The 18,369-nt window shown below is 43.2% G+C and carries 19 protein-coding genes and 1 tRNA gene; 12 read left to right on the top strand and 8 right to left on the bottom strand.

The genetic code is table 11. The features are described 5' to 3' along the window. The first annotated feature begins 312 nt into the window (after positions 1–312). The 3 genes from KP014_RS13715 to KP014_RS13725 all read left to right on the top strand — a co-directional run bounded on the left by KP014_RS13715 (position 313) and on the right by KP014_RS13725 (position 1,678). Positions 313–885 (top strand): xanthine phosphoribosyltransferase, encoded by a 573-nt coding sequence (locus KP014_RS13715; protein WP_036595181.1) that lies wholly within the window; start codon positions 313–315, stop codon positions 883–885. 118 nt (positions 886–1,003) lie between these two features. Then, positions 1,004–1,321 carry a hypothetical protein gene (locus KP014_RS13720; protein WP_036595178.1) on the top strand — a complete coding sequence of 106 codons (318 nt, stop codon included), beginning with the start codon at positions 1,004–1,006 and terminating at the stop codon, positions 1,319–1,321. Positions 1,322–1,462: 141 nt separating this feature from the next. Beyond that, positions 1,463–1,678, top strand: coding sequence for a hypothetical protein (locus KP014_RS13725; RefSeq protein WP_036595176.1), 216 nt, complete (start codon positions 1,463–1,465; stop codon positions 1,676–1,678). A 102-nt stretch (positions 1,679–1,780) separates the two neighbouring features. On the opposite strand, the gene hisC is transcribed toward KP014_RS13725, so the two are convergent. Both hisC and KP014_RS13735 read right to left on the bottom strand, forming a co-directional pair. Further along, on the bottom strand, positions 1,781–2,896 hold the full coding sequence (hisC, locus tag KP014_RS13730; protein ID WP_051500047.1) for a histidinol-phosphate transaminase: 1,116 nt from the start codon (positions 2,894–2,896) through the stop codon (positions 1,781–1,783). 227 nt (positions 2,897–3,123) lie between these two features. Then, complete coding sequence (locus KP014_RS13735) at positions 3,124–3,558, bottom strand: YhjD family protein (RefSeq protein ID WP_036595196.1); 435 nt, start codon at positions 3,556–3,558, stop codon at positions 3,124–3,126. A gap of 345 nt (positions 3,559–3,903) precedes the next feature. On the opposite strand from KP014_RS13735, the gene KP014_RS13740 reads away from it, so the two are divergent. Continuing rightward, a tRNA-Leu gene (locus tag KP014_RS13740) sits at positions 3,904–3,991 on the top strand. Positions 3,992–3,993: 2 nt separating this feature from the next. Here KP014_RS13740 and KP014_RS13745 read toward each other — a convergent pair. Both KP014_RS13745 and KP014_RS29235 read right to left on the bottom strand, forming a co-directional pair. Then, positions 3,994–5,328, bottom strand: coding sequence for a tyrosine-type recombinase/integrase (locus KP014_RS13745; protein ID WP_246590755.1), 1,335 nt, complete (start codon positions 5,326–5,328; stop codon positions 3,994–3,996). A gap of 35 nt (positions 5,329–5,363) precedes the next feature. Beyond that, positions 5,364–5,768, bottom strand: coding sequence for a helix-turn-helix domain-containing protein (locus KP014_RS29235; protein WP_343223115.1), 405 nt, complete (start codon positions 5,766–5,768; stop codon positions 5,364–5,366). A gap of 508 nt (positions 5,769–6,276) precedes the next feature. Between KP014_RS29235 and KP014_RS13755 the strand changes: the two genes are divergently transcribed. Then, complete coding sequence (locus KP014_RS13755) at positions 6,277–6,441, top strand: hypothetical protein (RefSeq protein WP_175491936.1); 165 nt, start codon at positions 6,277–6,279, stop codon at positions 6,439–6,441. 107 nt (positions 6,442–6,548) lie between these two features. Here the strand turns inward: KP014_RS13755 and KP014_RS29100 are convergent, their stop codons facing one another. Further along, positions 6,549–6,677, bottom strand: coding sequence for a hypothetical protein (locus KP014_RS29100; protein ID WP_281426399.1), 129 nt, complete (start codon positions 6,675–6,677; stop codon positions 6,549–6,551). Between the two features lie 280 nt (positions 6,678–6,957). Between KP014_RS29100 and KP014_RS13760 the strand changes: the two genes are divergently transcribed. Then, entirely contained in the window at positions 6,958–7,119 is a 162-nt protein-coding gene (locus KP014_RS13760) for a hypothetical protein (RefSeq protein WP_216700348.1), read from the top strand. Positions 7,120–7,331: 212 nt separating this feature from the next. Here the strand turns inward: KP014_RS13760 and KP014_RS13765 are convergent, their stop codons facing one another. Together KP014_RS13765 and KP014_RS13770 are read right to left on the bottom strand one after the other, a co-directional pair. Next, positions 7,332–7,754, bottom strand: a complete 423-nt coding sequence (locus KP014_RS13765; RefSeq protein WP_036595170.1) for an MFS transporter — start codon at positions 7,752–7,754, stop codon at positions 7,332–7,334. Between the two features lie 110 nt (positions 7,755–7,864). Then, positions 7,865–8,032 carry a hypothetical protein gene (locus tag KP014_RS13770; RefSeq protein WP_216700349.1) on the bottom strand — a complete coding sequence of 56 codons (168 nt, stop codon included), beginning with the start codon at positions 8,030–8,032 and terminating at the stop codon, positions 7,865–7,867. Between the two features lie 268 nt (positions 8,033–8,300). Here KP014_RS13770 and KP014_RS13775 point away from each other — a divergent pair, with 268 nt between their 5' ends. Continuing rightward, entirely contained in the window at positions 8,301–9,347 is a 1,047-nt protein-coding gene (locus KP014_RS13775; RefSeq protein WP_036595191.1) for an alpha/beta hydrolase, read from the top strand. A 110-nt stretch (positions 9,348–9,457) separates the two neighbouring features. Here KP014_RS13775 and KP014_RS13780 read toward each other — a convergent pair whose 3' ends face one another. After that, positions 9,458–10,003, bottom strand: coding sequence for a TetR/AcrR family transcriptional regulator (locus tag KP014_RS13780; protein WP_036595167.1), 546 nt, complete (start codon positions 10,001–10,003; stop codon positions 9,458–9,460). Positions 10,004–10,720: 717 nt separating this feature from the next. On the opposite strand from KP014_RS13780, the gene KP014_RS13785 reads away from it, so the two are divergent. From KP014_RS13785 to KP014_RS13805, 5 genes are all read left to right on the top strand, one after another. After that, positions 10,721–11,890 (top strand): MFS transporter, encoded by a 1,170-nt coding sequence (locus tag KP014_RS13785; RefSeq protein WP_036595165.1) that lies wholly within the window; start codon positions 10,721–10,723, stop codon positions 11,888–11,890. Between the two features lie 331 nt (positions 11,891–12,221). Next, entirely contained in the window at positions 12,222–13,301 is a 1,080-nt protein-coding gene (locus KP014_RS13790; RefSeq protein WP_090834562.1) for an alpha/beta hydrolase, read from the top strand. A 684-nt stretch (positions 13,302–13,985) separates the two neighbouring features. After that, complete coding sequence (gene licT, locus KP014_RS13795; protein ID WP_036592848.1) at positions 13,986–14,825, top strand: BglG family transcription antiterminator LicT; 840 nt, start codon at positions 13,986–13,988, stop codon at positions 14,823–14,825. A gap of 133 nt (positions 14,826–14,958) precedes the next feature. After that, a complete protein-coding gene (locus KP014_RS13800; protein ID WP_036592847.1) occupies positions 14,959–16,794 on the top strand; it encodes a beta-glucoside-specific PTS transporter subunit IIABC in 1,836 nt (611 codons plus the stop codon). 40 nt (positions 16,795–16,834) lie between these two features. Next, entirely contained in the window at positions 16,835–18,277 is a 1,443-nt protein-coding gene (locus KP014_RS13805; RefSeq protein WP_090834563.1) for a glycoside hydrolase family 1 protein, read from the top strand. Positions 18,278–18,369: the final 92 nt, after the last annotated feature.

The following is an 18,369-nucleotide window of genomic DNA, read 5'->3' on the forward strand; positions in this document are numbered from 1 at the left end:
CTATCCTCCTAAAAGTTTTGTGAGCATCAGCCGCATCGCTTGGTCCTCGGCACAACTGGTTTCGGAGCGTGTCTGTAAGCATCAGCCGCATCATTTGATTTTCCGGCAAAATTGGTATCGGAAGCAGGGGCTTGCCTACTTGTGAAGCCTAAAAAGTTGATCTTTTGGATGCGCGTGCCCCATATGCTTGTGTACTCCGCATAGTACAGGTTATGATGTTGAGCAGAAGGACATGACTTCCGCCTGTTTTCGCCTGCGGGAAATTGACAGTGGAACGTCCGAACAAGAATGGATAATGGAGGCGTAAGCGTCATGGAAATATTGAAAAAGCGGATTTTGGAGGAAGGGATTGTCATTTCCGATCAGGTGTTGAAGCTGGACGGACTGCTCAACCACCAGGTCGATCCCGAGCTGACAATGGAGATGGGACGGGAATTTGCGAGGCTATTTGCAGACCAGGGAGTAACCCGTGTTGTTACCGTGGAATCCTCGGGTATTGCCGTTGCTTTTGCCACCGCGCATGAATTGAAGGTGCCGCTTGTCTTTGCGCGCCGCAAGAAAACACTGCTGGCAGACCCTGACGCGCTGTGCGAGCGGGTTCCGTCGTTTACGAAAGGGATCGTCACGGACATTATGATTTCGCGCCAATTTATATCGCCCGAGGACAAAATTCTGTTCATCGACGATATTATCGCCAACGGCGACGCAGCGCGCGGCCTGATCAAGATTATTAACCGCTCGGGAGCGGAACTCGTCGGACTTGGAGTTGTTGTGGAAAAATGCTTTGAGGCCGGTGCCCGTACGATCCGCGAACAGGGCGTACGTCTGGAATCGCTTGTGAAAATCAAATCCCTTGCTGGCGGAAGAATCGAATTCGAGCAGTAATCTATCGGGTTACAAATCGTGACGAATCTGAGAACAATGCCTATTTTTATAACAATTGCTTTCCACCCTATACATTTTCATTTATAATAAAGTCAGACATAGGAGAGGAGGCGTCACAATGGGGAAAGAACCGGTGACAGAACAATTCTTTATTGATAAATTAACCGAGGCCAAGGATCACTTCGAGCGTGCGCTCGATTGCAAGCACACGGAGTTTGACGATCTGTATCCCTATATGATCGAACATCCTCAATTCTTTTGGTACAAACGCTATGTTGCTTGGTCGGAACTTCTGACTATCGCAGGTCTGTGTGAAGAACTGGACTTCGCCTGGAGAGAGAAGTTTACAACCAAACAAGTAGAGTATCTGGAACAACGTGTGATGTCCGCAAAAGTTCTGGACTTCTGGTTTGAGAAGAATGAAGCGCTGATATAGGTCAAACACAAAGAGGTGCATAGATATGTGCATATCTCATTATTTAAATGAGACCCAATGATCTTTCATTGCGGTCTTTTTTATGTCATATTCCGATCCGGAGCCTAGAGTATGGTGTTCCGGATGAGAGGAGAACTCCGCATGATCAGCGATGAGCAGCTGAATGAATACCGCCTTACAGGCGAGAAGATCCGGGTCATTCGCGATGCTCTGGAGAGCAATGATGTTATCGGGATTGTTATTGCATGGGATGACAGCCAGGTTATGGTCCGCAGACCCAACCGGAGAGTGGTCAAGCTGGACCGAAATTATATGTTTCAGTCCAATACCGAGCCGAGACGCAATATTTTTGGTTAATGTAAGCAATGACCAGCTGCACGGCACTGCATGTAAAACGGCTTTCGAGGTTTTGTCTCGAAAGCCGTTTGCTTTTTTTCTTAAGGCGTTTGCTGTTCATTCTCATTTATTTAGACTGGGGTCCGAGTTTGGTTCGATTCTCGATATTTTCAGTTGAGTTCCATGCACGAGGTTCAGCAGCGCTTCAAATAGAATATCCATTTCTTCATCCGTTCCAATCGTTACACGCAAATAGTTATCGATCCTGGGCCTCGGAAAAAGTCGCACGAAAATGTTTTGTCTCCGTAAAGCATCATTGAGAGTGCCCGCTTCCACCTTCGGATGGGAGATTAATAAGAAATTCGTACTGGAGTCCACCACCTGAAATCCCGCTTGACGGAGGAGGGATGTAATCCGGCTTCGAGTGGCTATAACGGACTGAATATTCCGGGTGAACGTTTCCGTATCTTCAAGAGACGCTATGGCTCCCGCCTGGGCGATCCAGTCGACGGTGAAGCAGTTGATACAATCTCTGACGCGAATGAGCGCTTCAATTAAACTGCTGTGTCCCATAGCCAGCCCGATCCGCAGACCCGCCAGCGACCGTGATTTGGAGAATGTGCGGATGACGAGCAGGTTGTCATATTTCGGAATCAGTCCAATTGACGATTCTCCGCCAAAGTCAATGTACGCTTCGTCTACAATAACAACCGCCTGCCGATTCCGTTTCACAAGGGCCTCGATGTTCTCCAGGGGAATGGCTTTGCCTGTAGGGGCGTTGGGATTGGCCAGTATTACTCCGTCATTATAGGTGAAGAAGCCTTCAACCGGCACATCGAAGCTTTCTGTCAGCGGAACCGTCCTGTACGATACCCCGAACAGCTTGGCGTACACTTCATAGAAATTATACGTAATATCGGGAAAAAGAATCATATCCCCCGGATCGAAAAAGGCCTTGAAGCAAAAAGCCAGAATTTCGTCGGACCCGTTGCCGGCAAAAATCTGTTCCGCCGGGATGCCGTAGTGGCGGCTGGCCGTTTCCCGCAAGCGGGAGCAATTCGGATCGGGATATAGTCTCAGCTTGTCGGTAACGGCGGCTTTCATTGCATTCAGCACCTCGGGCGAAGGAGGATAGGGATTCTCGTTTGTGTTTAATTTGACCAGTCTGCCGGCCCGGGGCTGCTCGCCCGGCACATACGGCGCAATCCCCTTGATCGTCTCACTCCAGTATTTGTTCATTGCCGCTCCTCCCAACTTCATAATCTGGCGAACGATGGCGATTCTCTATATATGTATATGTGCCAGGCGGACGCGGAGGAACCATCCAGATGTAAACCGTGAGTTCAACAGCGGACGGAGAGAGGGGTTATTGAAATGATTGGGGCGTTTCCCGGTAAAATCAAAAAACCAGCCCATCACTTCCGTGATCGGGCTGGTGCTATCATGATATTAATCCGGCAGAACAATCAGATGGATACAGCCATATGGCCGGAACGCTCCTCCCGGGCTTGAATCGAGAACTCTCCGGCAAGTCCGAGATAGGCGCGCATTCTCAGCGTCATCTCCCGCCGGAAATTCGGCCATTCAATCTGCATCTCTCCGGCAATACCCCGGCACTTGTATCCGGCTTCAACGCCATGCTGATTTTGCCGAACAGTTGTAATAACCACATTCTGCGAATCAAGCTCACGCTTAACTTCCTGCAGCATAACAGCTGTCTTCTTTGCTCCGATGGAGACCAGTTCCATATAGAGCTGTGGCATTTTAAATAGGCCGCTCTTCCCGATGGCCCGGCAGTCGCGCTCGAATACTTTATGAATAAACGTTAGCAGCAAATAGCTTCTCACAAGGGACAGTTCTTCTTGGGTTGCTTCCTGGTTACGCTTTGCAATTGTTGCCATCTCAATCACCTCAATTGTAGTATGCGAACCTTTGTTCTTATTATACATCCAATTCATTCACGAAAGCAATATTTATACAATAATTTATGAAAAAATGTTATTTTAAAAATGTGTTGACTGGTGTTTGCTATCATGATATGATATCTCTTGTGGCCGCGTTAGCGAGCCTCAATAAATACGCGGTCGTGGCGGAATTGGCAGACGCGCACGGTTCAGGTTCTAGTGCGGATGTCAAGGATTTGCCCTCAAAAACCTTGTTATTATGCGGTTTTTCGTAAGTGTGGTTTCTAGTTCTCTCCTGCAGTTCTCTCCTTTTTCTGAGGAGTGATCGGAGAGGTGAAAAATGCGGTCGTGGCGGAATTGGCAGACGCGCACGGTTCAGGTCCGTGTGGGCTAACCCCCCGTGGAGGTTCGAGTCCTCTCGACCGCACCAACTTAACAATGAACGAGCTCTTGAGTTTCCTTTTGTGGAGATTCAGGAGCTTTTTGCATACTTGGAATTTGTAAGGTATTGCTCATCACTTGAGCCGAAGAAAGCTTTGAACTGTATTCAAGATGGACATAAATGTTAGCGGTTGTGGAATAATGGCTATGCCCTAACCATGCTTGAATTTCCTTTAAGCTGACACCGTTAGCAAGGAGTAAACTAGCACAACTGTGCCGAAGATCGTGAAATCGAATCCGTCGTAAATTATGCTTTTTCAAGACGAGCGGAAAATGTTGAGTAATATAACCCGGCTTAATTCGCTCTCCCAACTTATTGATGTAAATGTAGTCTTGATATTGGTTGCTGTAAGAGTTCTTGTACAAAGCCCGATTCGCTTGTTGTTCGTCCAAAAGCCGCAAAAGCAGTTCTAGGAAGACGGGAACGAGTGGCAAAGTGCGATAACTTGATTTGTTTTTGGCCCGGTCTTTCGCCACAATGATTTGTTTACCCTGATACGATACAGGGATAACCGTGTGCTTAATGGTAAACGTCTGATGCTGAAAGTTGATGGCGTCCCATTTAAGTCCAACAATTTCACTCCGCCGCAGTCCGTAAAAAGCTGCCAGAATGACAGCCAACTCCACCGGATCGCCTTTCACGACTTCGAACAACTCGTTTAGTTCATCACTCGTATAGTAGCTTCCGATAAATTGGTTCTTCTTGAGCCGCTTTACTTTGTCTGCTGGATTCGAAGGGAGCATGTCCATTTCAAAAGCATGCTGTAGTGCCTGTCGGATGTTGGCATGATAATGCAGTACAGTATTTGTGGTCAGCCCAAATTCTTTCAAGACATACTGATAAAAGTCGTGAAGGTGTTTGGGTTGCAGTTCCTTCAGATAAATTTTGTTTTGCCGGAAGTACGGGACAATCCTGGTGTTAACAGCAAAACTATAAGCCGAGTGGGTGGTGATCTCAACCTGATACTTTATCATTTCAAGCCATTCCACCATGAAATCAGCGAATAAAATGTCGTCCTCTTCGGTTTCTTCGCTTTCTGTGGACTCATAAGGCTGCTCGCTTTTTTCTTCAACAACCATCTCCTCTTCATTTTCCAGATTGGCTTCTGAGGGAAGCACAAAATTTTTGCGCGCCTCGAGTAACATGGTTTCCGCTTTTTTCTTATTGCCTTTTACCGGAAGTTTGGTGGGAATCCATTTGCTTTTTCGTTTCCCGCCATCATTGTAGTTCAGAACGATATAAAAAAGACCTTTCTTTTCCTGTAGGTGGCCTGCTACCATATTTAAAAATATCCCTCCCTGGTTAGCAGCCCGATCTCCAACCATTGACACTGTTAATATACCATAGTATAGCAAATGATTCAATGCACTAAAGCGTCACAGTGTAAAGTGGGAGGGCCGGTCATGATGCTGCGGAGGTAAGAGATGATATTGGCTTTGGGGATTTTGTAAGCTCTGCCGATTCTGAAATGTTTGATTTTGTTTTCTTGCAGGAGTTTATATGCAGATTTGGTGCTGATGCCGCCTAGCATTTCGCATAGTTGCGGGACACAGACAACATCCGGATAATTTTGAAACATAAGCTCAAAAAGTTCAGGAGTACGCAGGGTCCGATTCTCCTCTCTGGAACGAATTTTTGTATGTAGCAGGAGGGGAAAATGAGGGTACGGAGAAAATAGTAGTTGAAGATAGCAAATGAAAGCCTGTTTCAAGCTGCAGGTGGCGGCCTGCATCATAACTTCGGGTGTTCCGAAGCTCCCCCTCATCAGAGCGGACTGCCCCCAATACCGTGACGTTGGCCGGGCAGAAGTATCATTTTTCCTCTAGCCGATCATGGCGATTCAACCCGCCACAGGTTGATTTCAGCCGGTAGTTGATCGCTCGTGTCAGAAACAGTCATGGCGCTACCGCTTCGTCGCTTCCGTTGATTACGGGGGCCGAGGAACGTACTTGAAATAGGCAGTATGAACTTGTCAAGGAACATGAATTTAAAGAAATACATGGAAGATCATCAATGATCCTCTAAATACTTAAATGGGATTTCCCGTCAAAAAAGCAACCAAGGTTGTTCGATGACATGATTGAATTGCTAAAGTCCCTTTGTATGTTGGATGCATATCATCATAATTTGAGGAGAGATCGGAAGCGAACAAAACATCGTTGGGGATTTATGCCAAAGGATGATGGTGATGAAACAGAACATTACCAAAATGATTGAATGCATGAAAAGTTCAGGGCTTGTAGCAACGTCAGGATACGGAGAACAGGCGTTATGTGTATGTTGAGCTGACGGAAACGGGAAGTGGGAAATTGGAGGAGCTGGAAGTGATGTTGGCAGAGATGGATCACCAAGTTCTTAGTGCATTTACGAAAGAAGAACTCAAGCCATTCTCACAATTGATGAATAAGCTGATCCTTCAATTTAAAGAAGACATCTAGTAGATCGATTTTAAAATAAGTTTATAGGTATAACTTGTTATTGGACAGCCGATTCTATTCCATTGATTTCGGCCGGCGAATTTAAGCACCGGGGCTTTGCTGGACGCTTAGGCACGGTGGAGTGAAGTGGAAAGGGAGGCGTTATTATCGCTGGACAAACAGGTGAACACCTCGACGCTGCCGGCATTTTTATGGCATACGGTGGAAGACGCCAGCGTGCCGGTGGAGATTTCCATGATGTATGCCGCGGCGTTCAAGAGTACCGTTCGAATGCCATATCTACCAGAAGGGCAAGCACAGAACGTCGATGTGCACTACGGAGGTCGGCAACCCTGACAGCCATCTGGCGATCTGGTTTTCCGCTCTGCCTGGAATGGCTGGGCCAGCATTCCGAAAATAAATAACGGATAAACTTCCTTTAACAGGTGCAGGGCAAACGACAGTAAAAAAAGGCTGTTTCCAACAGCGAATTGAAGTTTTGGGTTCGGCAACGCTGCAGGAGAACCCGATGAGCGGTTGGAGGATCATAATCGCAATTCCGTTCAAAGTCCAAAGAAAACTGTAAAGGCGCGTTCCCAAGCCTTTTTCGTCCATGTATACGGGGATAGTGGCCTGCCACTGGATATAACCGATCATACCGATGGCGTTGCTCAAGCCCATGGCCAGCAGAGCGAATAAATTTTAGCTAAAAGCAAGGTGTTACCTTTTTGTGCAGTTTTAGGCTCCGCCTTTTCCCGACGGGTCCGACAAGCCCAGGCAAACCTCGAATGACGGCAGGAAGGGCGCATACGAACAACGAACCCAAGACCATAAATGAGAGGCGGAAGGAGTGCTCCGCCATAAACCCTCCTAGTGCAGTGCCCCCGGCGACGCCTATATTTTGAAAAAAATTATTGATCGTGAAGGGCTTGTGCCCGCCTTCCGGCCAAACCAGCCCAGCTGTGGCGGCAACGGAAGTAAAAAAACGTTCCGATGAACAGCGCGATAATGATAAAGGAGACGATGAAACCTAACCAGCTCCGAAACATCAACAATAACACACTGTTTGGAATCAGCAGGACCAAAGCGGCAAAAAGCGTTCTCTTTCCTCCAAATTTAAAGAACAATACGCCTCCAAACATGCTGCCTAATATGCCGGAGGCGGCTTCCGCCGACAAAACCATACCTGCCATACCGACGGATTGATGAAGGAACTGAGTTAAATAAATCACCGTCAACGGCCACAAAAAGGAAAAACCCGCCATAACCAGCATGGAGCTTGCCACTAAAGCCCATGCTTGCCGTGGAACTTTGAAAAAGTCGGGAGATAACATGATACCCCGCTCCTTATACCTCTATTCGAGGTAAAGAAACATCGAATAGAGGTGTTGGTCAGTTCTGGTTGACGGTATCATTAAGCGCAGTAAGGTCGCCGGCCGTTCGTCTACTTGTGATGCTGATGGCAGCGATTGATCTGGTCGGCGGCTAAGTACAGGGTTCTGTCGTTGATCGTTATCGCAGCAAAGAATTCGTTGATTTTTTGAGTATGCTGGATGCCTACTACCCATCCGATTTTCGGATTCAAGTGGTGCTCGACAACCACTCGCCCCATACCTCAAGGGTTCGGCCATCAGTTGGGTGGCCCTTCTACTTGCAGGAGCTGGTAAAGAAAAAAGAGGGCTCACGCACTCTAATGAAATTCCGGCTCTCTACTCTACATATATACTCAAAAGTAAAACAATTTCTGCTGATTTGTTGAGTAATCAACGAAATGCGCCCATTTAACCATTGAGAATGTATCGTTCGTAATTATAATCATCAACATATATGTGTAAAATTAACAAAGGTTCATCAAAAAAAGGAAAGAATGGGTGTTTAATATGAAACAAAAATTTTTTGTCAACCATGTTGTTCGCTTAGTAACAATAATGGTATTGTCTGTGCTTTTACCCACGATTACTGTTGCATCAGCGGCAGATTCCTTGGCTTGGGACAAGACCTTTCCACAGAGCCACAAGGTGACTGTCGAAAAAGTCTCATTCTATAACAGACTTGGTATTAACTTGGTTGCAGATATGTATCTCCCCAAAAATGTCGATAGATCAAAGAAATCTCCCACAATCATCGTCGGAGCCCCATTTGGTGGAGTAAAGGAACAAACGTCGGGCTTGTATGCCCAAACTATGGCAGAACGGGGGTTTATAACACTGGCTTTTGATGCTTCCTACAATGGCGAAAGCGGCGGACAGCCGCGTTCAATAGCTTCTCCGGAAGCGTATGTTGAAGATTTCAGTGCCGCTACGGACTTTTTGGGCACACGCCAGTTTGTGGATCGTAAGCGTATTGGTGTTATAGGTATTTGCGGCAGTGGCGGTTTTGCGATCAGTGCTGCGCAAATTGACCCACGACTGAAGGCTATCGTAACTGTAAGTATGTATGACATGGGCCGGGACCGCCGTGAGGGACTGGGAATGACAATGACTGAGGAAAATCGGAGAAAAGCGCTTGAAGAAGTCGCAGAACAGCGCTGGGTCGAGTTTGAAGGTGGACAGAAAAAGTACGTCATAGGAACTCCTGAAGTAATTACGAATGATTCTTCAGCAGCGGCACGCGAGTTTTATGATTACTACCGTACGCCAAGGGGACATCATCCCCGCTCAACGACGGCCATTACTCTTACCAGTAACGGAGCGCTGATGAATTTCTTCCCGTTCGCGCAAATTGATACGATTTCTCCGCGTCCGATTCTATTCATCGCAGGCGAGCATGCCAACTCCAGATATTTTAGTGAAGACGCCTATAAACTGGCAGCCGAACCGAAAGAACTCTACATTGTTTCAGGCGCAGGGCATGTTGATCTGTACGACAGACTGCAGTACATTCCGTTCAATAAGCTTGAGTACTTCTTCACAGAAAATCTGAAGTAAGGAGCTTTTGTTGAATTTTATAAAGAGCTTTCGGTGCCTTCGACAATGAGGTCATAAGAAAAAAGGCCTGTACAATCGCTACTGGCCTTTTTGGCTCTTATACAGTGTTTCTATATAATTCGCTCTAATAACTCCCCAACTTTTTCTGCCATGACACGAGGCGGATAAGGCATTTTATTCTTTAACCAGTATTCAACTACCCCTACGTATGCATTTGCAATAAACTCAACGATTACATCTTCAATTTGACCCGCATTTTTTTCTTTTGTGATGTCCACATCTTTCCTGAACTCTTCGATATTAAACTGAAGGAATCGACTGCGAAAATACGAGGCTCCTTCACTAGCTAACATCGTCGAGAAGAACAAAAAATTTTTCTCAAAGTATTCCATACAGTGTACAGTCGATTCTATATAATTCATTTCAGAGGCCGACTCGCAAAAAATACTCATATTGTTGATATGTTCTTCCATGATCTTATCTAATAAATCGAATTTATCTTGGTAATGAAGATAAATGGTTCCCCGGTTCACATTTGCCCTGTCGGAGAGATCCTGAATGGTAATGCTATCAAAACTTTTTTCGGTCATCAATTCGATAAGAGCCCTTTTAATTGCTTCTTGGCTTTTGGCTATTCTTCTATCCAATTTCGGCATTGTTTGAACACCAGCCTTTACTTAATTAACATTTTTTATCGTTTTGGTGAATAACCAACAAATTAATTTTTTTAAACGAAAAAGCAATATAATTCAGTTTATAATTATAAACGAATGTTGTTTAATCAATCAATGGTGTTTTTTTATTTGTTGTTTTTTATTTGTAATAGAAATTAAAAAGGTATCCAATATTCAGAAGTTTGATTAATCACAGGTACTGAACGAGGAATAGGTGTGGAGTTCGCAATAGCTGATTTCGCTGCTGCTTATCGAGTTTTCGCAACGTGGTCTATACGTACCCAATCTGGGCCGTCCGAAAGTGCATGCCAATTATTTCCTGATCTACTAGTAAGGTCGATCCGAAAGTAAGGCAACTTGTATCCGGGACTTGATGCAAATCTAGCGGAAGTGAACGAACTCCAAAACCGCCAGATTCATAAAACCGCAAAACGAATAATCGACACTTTCGAATGATGTGTTGAGATATCAACATATCACTTATTTTTAACCATTGAACGAACAATTACATTTCTATAAAATTAGATAAGAGTTGATTAATCGATTACATTTGTTTATGCGTTACATGTTGTATTTGTTGCTGTAGTAATTAGGGAATAATGCTAATAAGGGTAAACCAAAGCTCGAAGGAGATGAGAATCTGCTAATCGAGACTGTCTACCTAATTAGCATAATTTTAAAGGGATAGGAGTTGTGTTTTTGGCTAAACGAAATCATTTGTTGATTTTCATTTTAACCGTAGGAGTTTTCGGTATCATAAATACCGAAATGGGTGTTATTGGGATATTGCCTTCTCTTGCTGATCACTACAATATCAGTGTATCTCAGGCAGGATTGCTGGTAAGTCTCTTTGCACTAGCTGTCGCAATATCCGGTCCAACAATGCCGCTATTGTTTTCGGGTATAAATCGGAAGAAGGTCATGTTACTTGTACTTGGTGTTTTTCTTCTTAGTAATATCGTTTCCATATTTACAACAAACTTTACCGTTGTATTAATTGCTCGTGTAATTCCAGCTTTTTTTCATCCGATTTATTGCTCGTTGGCATTTACAGTAGCTGCCGCTTCGGTTAGTAAGGAAGAAGCCCCAAAAGCCGTTTCGAAAGTTTTTATTGGGGTATCATCAGGAATGGTGGTCGGTGTACCGATTGTAAGTTTTATTGCTAATGCCGTTTCGATTGAAATGGCGATGGCATTCTTTGCTTTTGTGAATGCGATTGTTTTTATTGCTACAATAATATTTGTACCATCGATGCCTGTTAAGGAAAGACTTTCTTACGGATCTCAAGTAAGGGTACTAAAAAAATCAATGACCTGGCTTTCTGTTGCAGCTGTCATTTTACTAAACTCTGCTGTATTTGGAGTTTATAGTTATCTGGCGGAATATCTGAAAACTGTCACGAATATGTCTGCGAATTCCATTAGCTTAATGTTGATCCTGTTCGGTGGGTCGAATATTATCGGAAACATAGTGGCAGGGAGATTACTGACCAAAAATGCGAACAAATCAGTCATCGCTTTTCCTTTTGTATTAGGGACCGTTTACATCATCTTATTCTTAGTAGGTCAGTTTAGTATCCCTACGGCGATCGTTACATTAATTTGGGGGATATTGGCAGGGATTGGAGGGAATATCAATCAATATTGGATCATCTCGGCAGCCCCTGAAGCCCCTGATTTTGCCAATGGATTGTTTTTAACTTCCGCTAACTTGGGAACAACTGTTTGTGCTGCTGCAGGTGGATTATTTATATCAGGAATGGGTACACAATACGTCATATTGGTGGGAATCCTGTCATTGATATTTAGTTTGATCACTATTCTGCTAAGAATTTACAGGAGTGCTCATGCAAAACAATTTTCTAGGTAAGAAATTTATGTATCAAAAAGGCTAGGTATTTTCGATACTTGGCCTTTACTTTTTTGCTATTGTGTATTCTTTTATCTACTTTCTGTATGGTTGGATTCTGTAATTTATCAAATTAATCAACAATAACTATTCTTGTGTGGAGTAATCGACGAATTGCGTTCATTTAACCATTGAGAGCATCGTTTTTCTTTTTTTATAATTACATTCAAATGTTGATTAATCATCAACGGTCCTTTTTTGTCGAGGTAAAAGGATAACATAGCCGAGGTAAAGGACAGCATGATAGTTGCAAAAAAATTTTCAAACCAAAATAAGAAAGGATGATTTTAAAATGAAGAAGAAACCTATTATCAAGGGAGGCCTTCACTTACTCATAGTGATGGTACTGGCCGTGCTTGTATCCACAAACACAGTTTCTTCCGCGACCACCGGTTCACCCGCAGCAATTAGCCTGGCATGGGACAAGACCTTTCCTAAAAACAACAAGGTCACTGTTGAAAAAGTCTCATACACTAACAGACTTGGCATTAACATCGTCGCGGATATGTATCTTCCTAAAAACATGAATAGAGCAAAGAAATCTTCCGCAATCATTGTTGGACCCCCGTTCACTGGCGTGAAGGAACAGACGGCTGGCTTGTATGCCCAGGAGATGGCAGCACGGGGCTTTGTAACCCTGGCCTTTGATCCCTCCTACACTGGAGAAAGCGGCGGGCAACCGCGTAATATTGCTTCTCCGGACACGTTCGCCGAAGATTTCAGCGCCGCCGTGGACTTTTTGGGCACACGCTCGTTTGTGGACCGTAACCGTATTGGCGTCATCGGCGTTTGTGCCAGTGGCGGGTTTGCGGTCAGCGCTGCGCAGATTGACCCTCGGCTGAAGGCCATCGCGACAGTTAGTATGTACGACATGGGCCGCGCCACCCGTGAGGGATTGGGGTTAGCGGTAACACCGAACGATGTAATGACCAAGGAAGAACAGATAAAAGCCCTTGAAGAAGCCGCTGAACAGCGCTGGATCGATTTTGAGAGCGGACAGATAAAATATGGCGGCGGAACTGCAGTGGAACTAAAACCCTCAGCAGAAGCAGCAGTCCGAGAGTTCTCTGAATACTACGGTACGCCAAGGGGATATCACCCCCGCTCATTGCCCTACAGCCTTACCAGCAGAGGGGCGCTCGTGAACTTCTACCCGTTCGAGCATATTGATACGATTTCTCCGCGTCCAATTCTGTTCATCGCAGGTGAGAATGCCCACTCTAGGTACTACAGCGAAGATGCCTACAAGTTGGCGGCCGAACCGAAGGAACTCTATATTGTTCCAGGCGCAGGGCATGTGGATCTGTACGACAGAATGGAGTACATCCCGTTCAACAAGCTCGAGTCCTTCTTCAAAGCAAATCTGAAGTAAAAATAAGGTTTGTGTTGAAGATCGTAGAGGGCTTTGCGAAAAACAAATGACACTTTGAGTAAAACCACTGCGTGAATCCCGCATATCTTGTCGGGATTCACTTTTTTGTGTTTGACCGACATGATTGAAGAACCAATAATTCAAGGATCGTCCTCATGGAGATTAAGTACGCTGGGATTTGCCACTCTTACTCTGACAATCGTACAGCCTGCGGCGAGTGGGAGCCGGTGAACTATGGATTTAGGCGCTTATAAGTTGTCTATTGGAGCTTTATTGCCGGTCTCATTATTACGACCGATTCCGTCGCCGGACATATTGTTTGGCCGGGTTTGGCCATATATTGCAGAACGAAGTTTGCCGTTCTGGAGAGTATGATATCACCAGAATCAGTCGTTAACGAGCTTTATACATCATTAATGATTCTTTAGAAAGCGAACGCAAAAAACATACTCAGACCAATCAATAATTCCAATCAAGATGTTGAATAATCAACAAAATCGGATGTTTTGACCATTGTATGTCATCTGTTTTTATTTATAATTAAAACAGAAGCGGGATAGTAAACGCATACAAAACGGATTGTTACTGTTAAATCAGGCAAAACCGATTACCTTAGAAAGAGGTAGGGGTCTTGCCTTTTTCTATTAATTGGAGGGGATACAGTATAAAACTGGGGGGAATAAAGTGAAAATCGAGGGAATATTAAACAATAATGCAGTTATCTCAACAAAAGAAAAACAAGAAGTTATCATCATTGGACGTGGAATTGGTTTTAAAAAGCGTGTTGGTGATGATATTAATGAACAACAAATTCATAAAATTTTCACTTTAGAAAACGAAGATACAATGAAAAAGTTTAAGACCTTAATTGCTGATATGCCAATGGAGTATATGGATATATCCGAAAAAATCATTGCATATGCCAAAATAAAATTAGGAAAGAAGCTAAACGATAGTATTTATATTCATTTAACTGATCATATTTATTTTGCAATTGAACGTTATAAAAATAATTTGCCTATTAAGAACGGATTACTATGGGAAATTAGGCAGATATATAAAGACGAACATGAGATTGGATTAGAAGCATTAAATATGATATGTGAAAAATTTGGTGTCCTCTTACCAGAGGATGAAGCAGGGTTCTTAGCCCTTCATATTGTTAATGCTGAATTGAATGAAGAGATGCCTGTTGTAAAAAATATGACTAAGGTTATGCAAGAAGTATTAACGATTGTCAGATATCATTTTAAGTTGGATTTTAATGAAAACTCTTTATCATTCTATCGTTTTATAACGCATCTTAAGTTTTTTGCACATCGGCTAGTCAAGAGCAATCATTACAAAAGCACATCAGATGACGACTTATATAATGTAATCAAGGTAAAGTATCCGGATGCATATGAATGTTCAAAAAAAATAAAGAAGTTTATCGAGAGTTCTTACACCTACGAATTGACTGATGAAGAAATGATTTATTTGACCATTCATATTGAAAGGGTTTTCAAAAATAATAATGAGTAATTATAGGGTTGTAACCTAACGGGCAAAACCTAGATCAAACATTCAATTGTTTGGTTTAGGTTTTTTTATTAAGTCTTTTCACTATACGAACAGTTTATCAAGGTTAGAATTAACTGAAAAGGAGTGGGGAAGATTGAGTTACCAAAGCCTTGCGAAAGAAATACTCCAATTGGTTGGTGGCGAACAAAACATAATCGGTGTTGTGCACTGTGCGACACGTCTGCGTTTTACATTAAGAGATAATAGTCTGGCTGATAAGGAAAAACTCAAAGGCACAGATGGAGTTCTCAGTGTTGTTGAGAGCGCTGGACAATTTCAGGTAGTGATCGGAAGCCATGTTTCAGAAGTCTATAAAGAATTTACAAAGATTGCGAATGTGGGTGCCGCAACAACTTCATCAGATGAACCAAAGAAAAGTATTGGAGCGCAAATTTTTGAAGTTATTTCACGCAGCATTTCTCCGTTGCTCGGAGTCTTTGCTGGTGCAGGCATGCTTAAAGCATTGTTAGCTATTTTAATAATGACAGGGATATTGTCAGCAGAAAGTGGAACTTACTTTATTTTATCCGCAGCTGGAAACGCCGTGTTCTACTTCCTCCCCATTTTCCTAGGTATTACTATTTCCACAAAGTTTGGAGCAAATCCTTACGTGGGCGGAGCCATCGGAGCTGCATTACTGGAGCCGAACTTTACGAGCCTGCTTAAAAATGCGGGTGACGTCTCTCATTTTCTGGGTATTCCGGTAGTTTTGATGAATTATTCTTCCTCTGTGTTCCCTGCTTTTATCGCAATCAGCATTTATGCTGCTTTAGATCGGTTCCTTAAGAAAATTATTTATAAAGATATACAGATGTTTATGGTTCCTATGTTGTCTTTAATTATCATGGTACCCTTAACGGTTATTGCTTTTGGTCCTTTCGGAGTGTATGTGGGGAATGGTATTGGACAGGGTATCAACTTTTTATTTTCAAAAAGTGGAATCCTGGGAGGCGCTGTATTAGGTGGCGGTTGGACTTTCCTTACCTTGCTAGGCATACACACGGGATTCACACCATTTATTATTGCAAATTTAGCAAATGGTGGAGATCCAATTCTTGCAATGGTTGCTACCGCTGTGTTTGCACAAATAGGATTGGCATTTGGCATTTTATTAAAAACAAAGGACAGAAGCTTGAAAGCACTTACCGGATCTACGTTATTGCCTGGAATACTGTCAGGTATAACCGAACCAATTCTGTATGGGTTAATGCTTCGCTACAAACGTACAATTCCTTATGTAGCCATTGCTGGAGTTGCCGGAGGAGCGATTAGTGGCGCCGTTGGGGCAAAAGCAATAGCCTATGCATTTCCGTCCTTTTTGGTTATTCCAACCTATGCACCAATAGCATTACAAGCTATTGCTTTACTGGTTGCTTTTGGCTGCACAACCATTCTTACAATCGTTTTTGGATTTGAAGATAAAAAGAAAAAAGAAGTTGAAGAAAGCAAGGTAGAAGCTGGACAGCCACTTGTAAAACAAGAAGTCATTGGCAGTCCATTAACTGGAGTCATTAAGCCGTTAGCGGATGTGGATGATGAAGCTTTTGCCTCAGAGGCGATGGGAAAAGGAATTGCGATTGAGCCAAATGTTGGCCAAGCGGTATCACCGGTTAATGGTATCATAACAACCGTTTATCGCACGGGACATGCAATTGGAATTACGTCAGATCAAGGTGCAGAAATATTAATCCATATTGGAATCAATACGGTTCAGTTAAAAGGAAAATATTATTCTATTGCTGTTAAAGAGGGGGATCGGGTGAATCAAGGTGACTTATTAGTAAAGTTTGATATTGATAAAATTAAAGAAGCCGGGTACAAGGTTACTACTCCAATTATTATTACGAATACAGATCGTTATATCGATATTATCGATATGAATAAAGAAACGGTACAGCAAAAAGAAAGCTTATTGACCTTAGTTATTTAGCTCTAGTGTAAATAAATTATGATCGAGGAGGATACTAAATATGAAAAATGAAACAATGAAATTTCCGGAAGGCTTCTTATGGGGCGGAGCGACTGCAGCCAATCAATTGGAAGGCGGATTTGGTGAGGGTGGCAAAGGCTTAAGTACTGCCGATGTTCTGCCCGGGGGCAAACAACGTCTAACCTTATTGAAAAGTATCGGTTTTGATTTTGAAATTGATAAAGACAAATACACTTATCCTAACCATGAAGCCATTGATTTCTATCACCGATACAAAGAAGATATTGCCTTGTTTGCCGAAATGGGATTCAAATGTTACCGGATGTCCATTGCATGGACAAGAATTTTCCCTGATGGAAATGAACAAGAGCCAAATGAAGCAGGTTTAGCTTTTTACGACAGCGTATTTGATGAATTGCATAAGTACGGCATTGAGCCAGTGGTTACGATTTCTCACTATGAAATGCCGATCCATTTAGTGAAAGAATACGGTGGTTGGAAAAGCAGAGAAGTTGTTGGATTTTTTGAAAGGTATGCAAGGGTGCTTTTTAACCGGTATAAAAATAAAGTAAAGTATTGGCTTACTTTTAACGAAATTAATATCAGCTTTGAAATGCCAATTCAGGGTTTTGGTTTTGCTATTCAAAACGAAGAAGACAAATACCAAACGACCTTCCAGGCTTTCCATCATCAATTTGTTGCAAGCAGTTTAGCAGTTAAGGCATGCCATGAAATTATTCCCGATGCCAAAATTGGATGTATGATTCTGTACCTGCCAACGTATCCGTATGATTGCAACCCTGAAAATGTCCTTTTTGCAAAACAAGAGTCGCGTTTCTTCAATAATTTCTGTGCTGATGTTCAAGTGAGAGGAGAATATCCTGCATTTATTCAACGTTACTTCAAAGAACATAACATTGAAATTGAAGTACAGCCGGGCGATTTGGAATTGCTCAAACAATATCCTGTGGATTTTATCAGTTTCAGTTACTATATGTCACGCACGGAAAAGAAAGAGAAATCACCTGAAGAAATCATGCAAGGAAATGGCTTGGGTGGTGTTAGAAATCCTTTTTTAAAAACCAGTGAGTGGGGATGGGAAATTGACCCTATCGGATTAAGAATCACCCTGAACGAGTTTTATGACAGATACCAGAAACCGCTTTTTGTCGTGGAGAACGGTTTGGGAGCCAATGACAAGGTGGAGGAAGATGGCTCGATTCATGATGATTATCGGATTGACTATATCCGCGATCATATTAAGCAAATGCGTGAAGCCATTGAAGATGGTGTTGAATTGATGGGCTACACCCCTTGGGGCTGTATTGATTTGGTCAGCGCTTCAACAGGTGAAATGTCCAAACGTTACGGTTTCATTTATGTCGATAAACATGATGACGGCGGCGGGACATTTGACCGTAAGAAGAAGAAGTCTTTCTTTTGGTATAAGGATGTAATTGCAACAAATGGAGCAGAATTATAATTTTTGACTATCGTAACCGGGCCGTCCCATAAGCCATGAAATGGCTGCTTGGGACGGCCTTTGGTTTTGGAGTAAGGCATACTTCGCTGTTT

The organism is Paenibacillus sophorae (assembly GCF_018966525.1).
GTDB lineage: Bacteria > Bacillota > Bacilli > Paenibacillales > Paenibacillaceae > Paenibacillus_AQ > Paenibacillus_AQ sophorae.

What these genes read in the sequence shown, in the direction of transcription:
- KP014_RS29235 (WP_343223115.1), bottom strand. Translation starts at nt 5,768, where the DNA reads ATGAGGGGGAGCTTCGGAACACCCGAAGTTATGATGCAGGCCGCCACC.
- KP014_RS13770 (WP_216700349.1), bottom strand. Translation starts at nt 8,032, where the DNA reads ATGGGGCGAGTGGTTGTCGAGCACCACTTGAATCCGAAAATCGGATGG.
- KP014_RS13720 (WP_036595178.1), top strand. Translation starts at nt 1,004, where the DNA reads ATGGGGAAAGAACCGGTGACAGAACAATTCTTTATTGATAAATTAACC.
- KP014_RS13805 (WP_090834563.1), top strand. Translation starts at nt 16,835, where the DNA reads ATGAAAAATGAAACAATGAAATTTCCGGAAGGCTTCTTATGGGGCGGA.
- KP014_RS13790 (WP_090834562.1), top strand. Translation starts at nt 12,222, where the DNA reads ATGAAGAAGAAACCTATTATCAAGGGAGGCCTTCACTTACTCATAGTG.
- KP014_RS13725 (WP_036595176.1), top strand. Translation starts at nt 1,463, where the DNA reads ATGATCAGCGATGAGCAGCTGAATGAATACCGCCTTACAGGCGAGAAG.
- hisC (WP_051500047.1), bottom strand. Translation starts at nt 2,896, where the DNA reads ATGAACAAATACTGGAGTGAGACGATCAAGGGGATTGCGCCGTATGTG.
- KP014_RS13775 (WP_036595191.1), top strand. Translation starts at nt 8,301, where the DNA reads ATGAAACAAAAATTTTTTGTCAACCATGTTGTTCGCTTAGTAACAATA.
- KP014_RS13765 (WP_036595170.1), bottom strand. Translation starts at nt 7,754, where the DNA reads ATGTTATCTCCCGACTTTTTCAAAGTTCCACGGCAAGCATGGGCTTTA.
- KP014_RS13735 (WP_036595196.1), bottom strand. Translation starts at nt 3,558, where the DNA reads ATGGCAACAATTGCAAAGCGTAACCAGGAAGCAACCCAAGAAGAACTG.
- KP014_RS13715 (WP_036595181.1), top strand. Translation starts at nt 313, where the DNA reads ATGGAAATATTGAAAAAGCGGATTTTGGAGGAAGGGATTGTCATTTCC.
- KP014_RS13780 (WP_036595167.1), bottom strand. Translation starts at nt 10,003, where the DNA reads ATGCCGAAATTGGATAGAAGAATAGCCAAAAGCCAAGAAGCAATTAAA.
- KP014_RS29100 (WP_281426399.1), bottom strand. Translation starts at nt 6,677, where the DNA reads ATGGAAATCTCCACCGGCACGCTGGCGTCTTCCACCGTATGCCATAAA.
- KP014_RS13745 (WP_246590755.1), bottom strand. Translation starts at nt 5,328, where the DNA reads ATGGTTGGAGATCGGGCTGCTAACCAGGGAGGGATATTTTTAAATATG.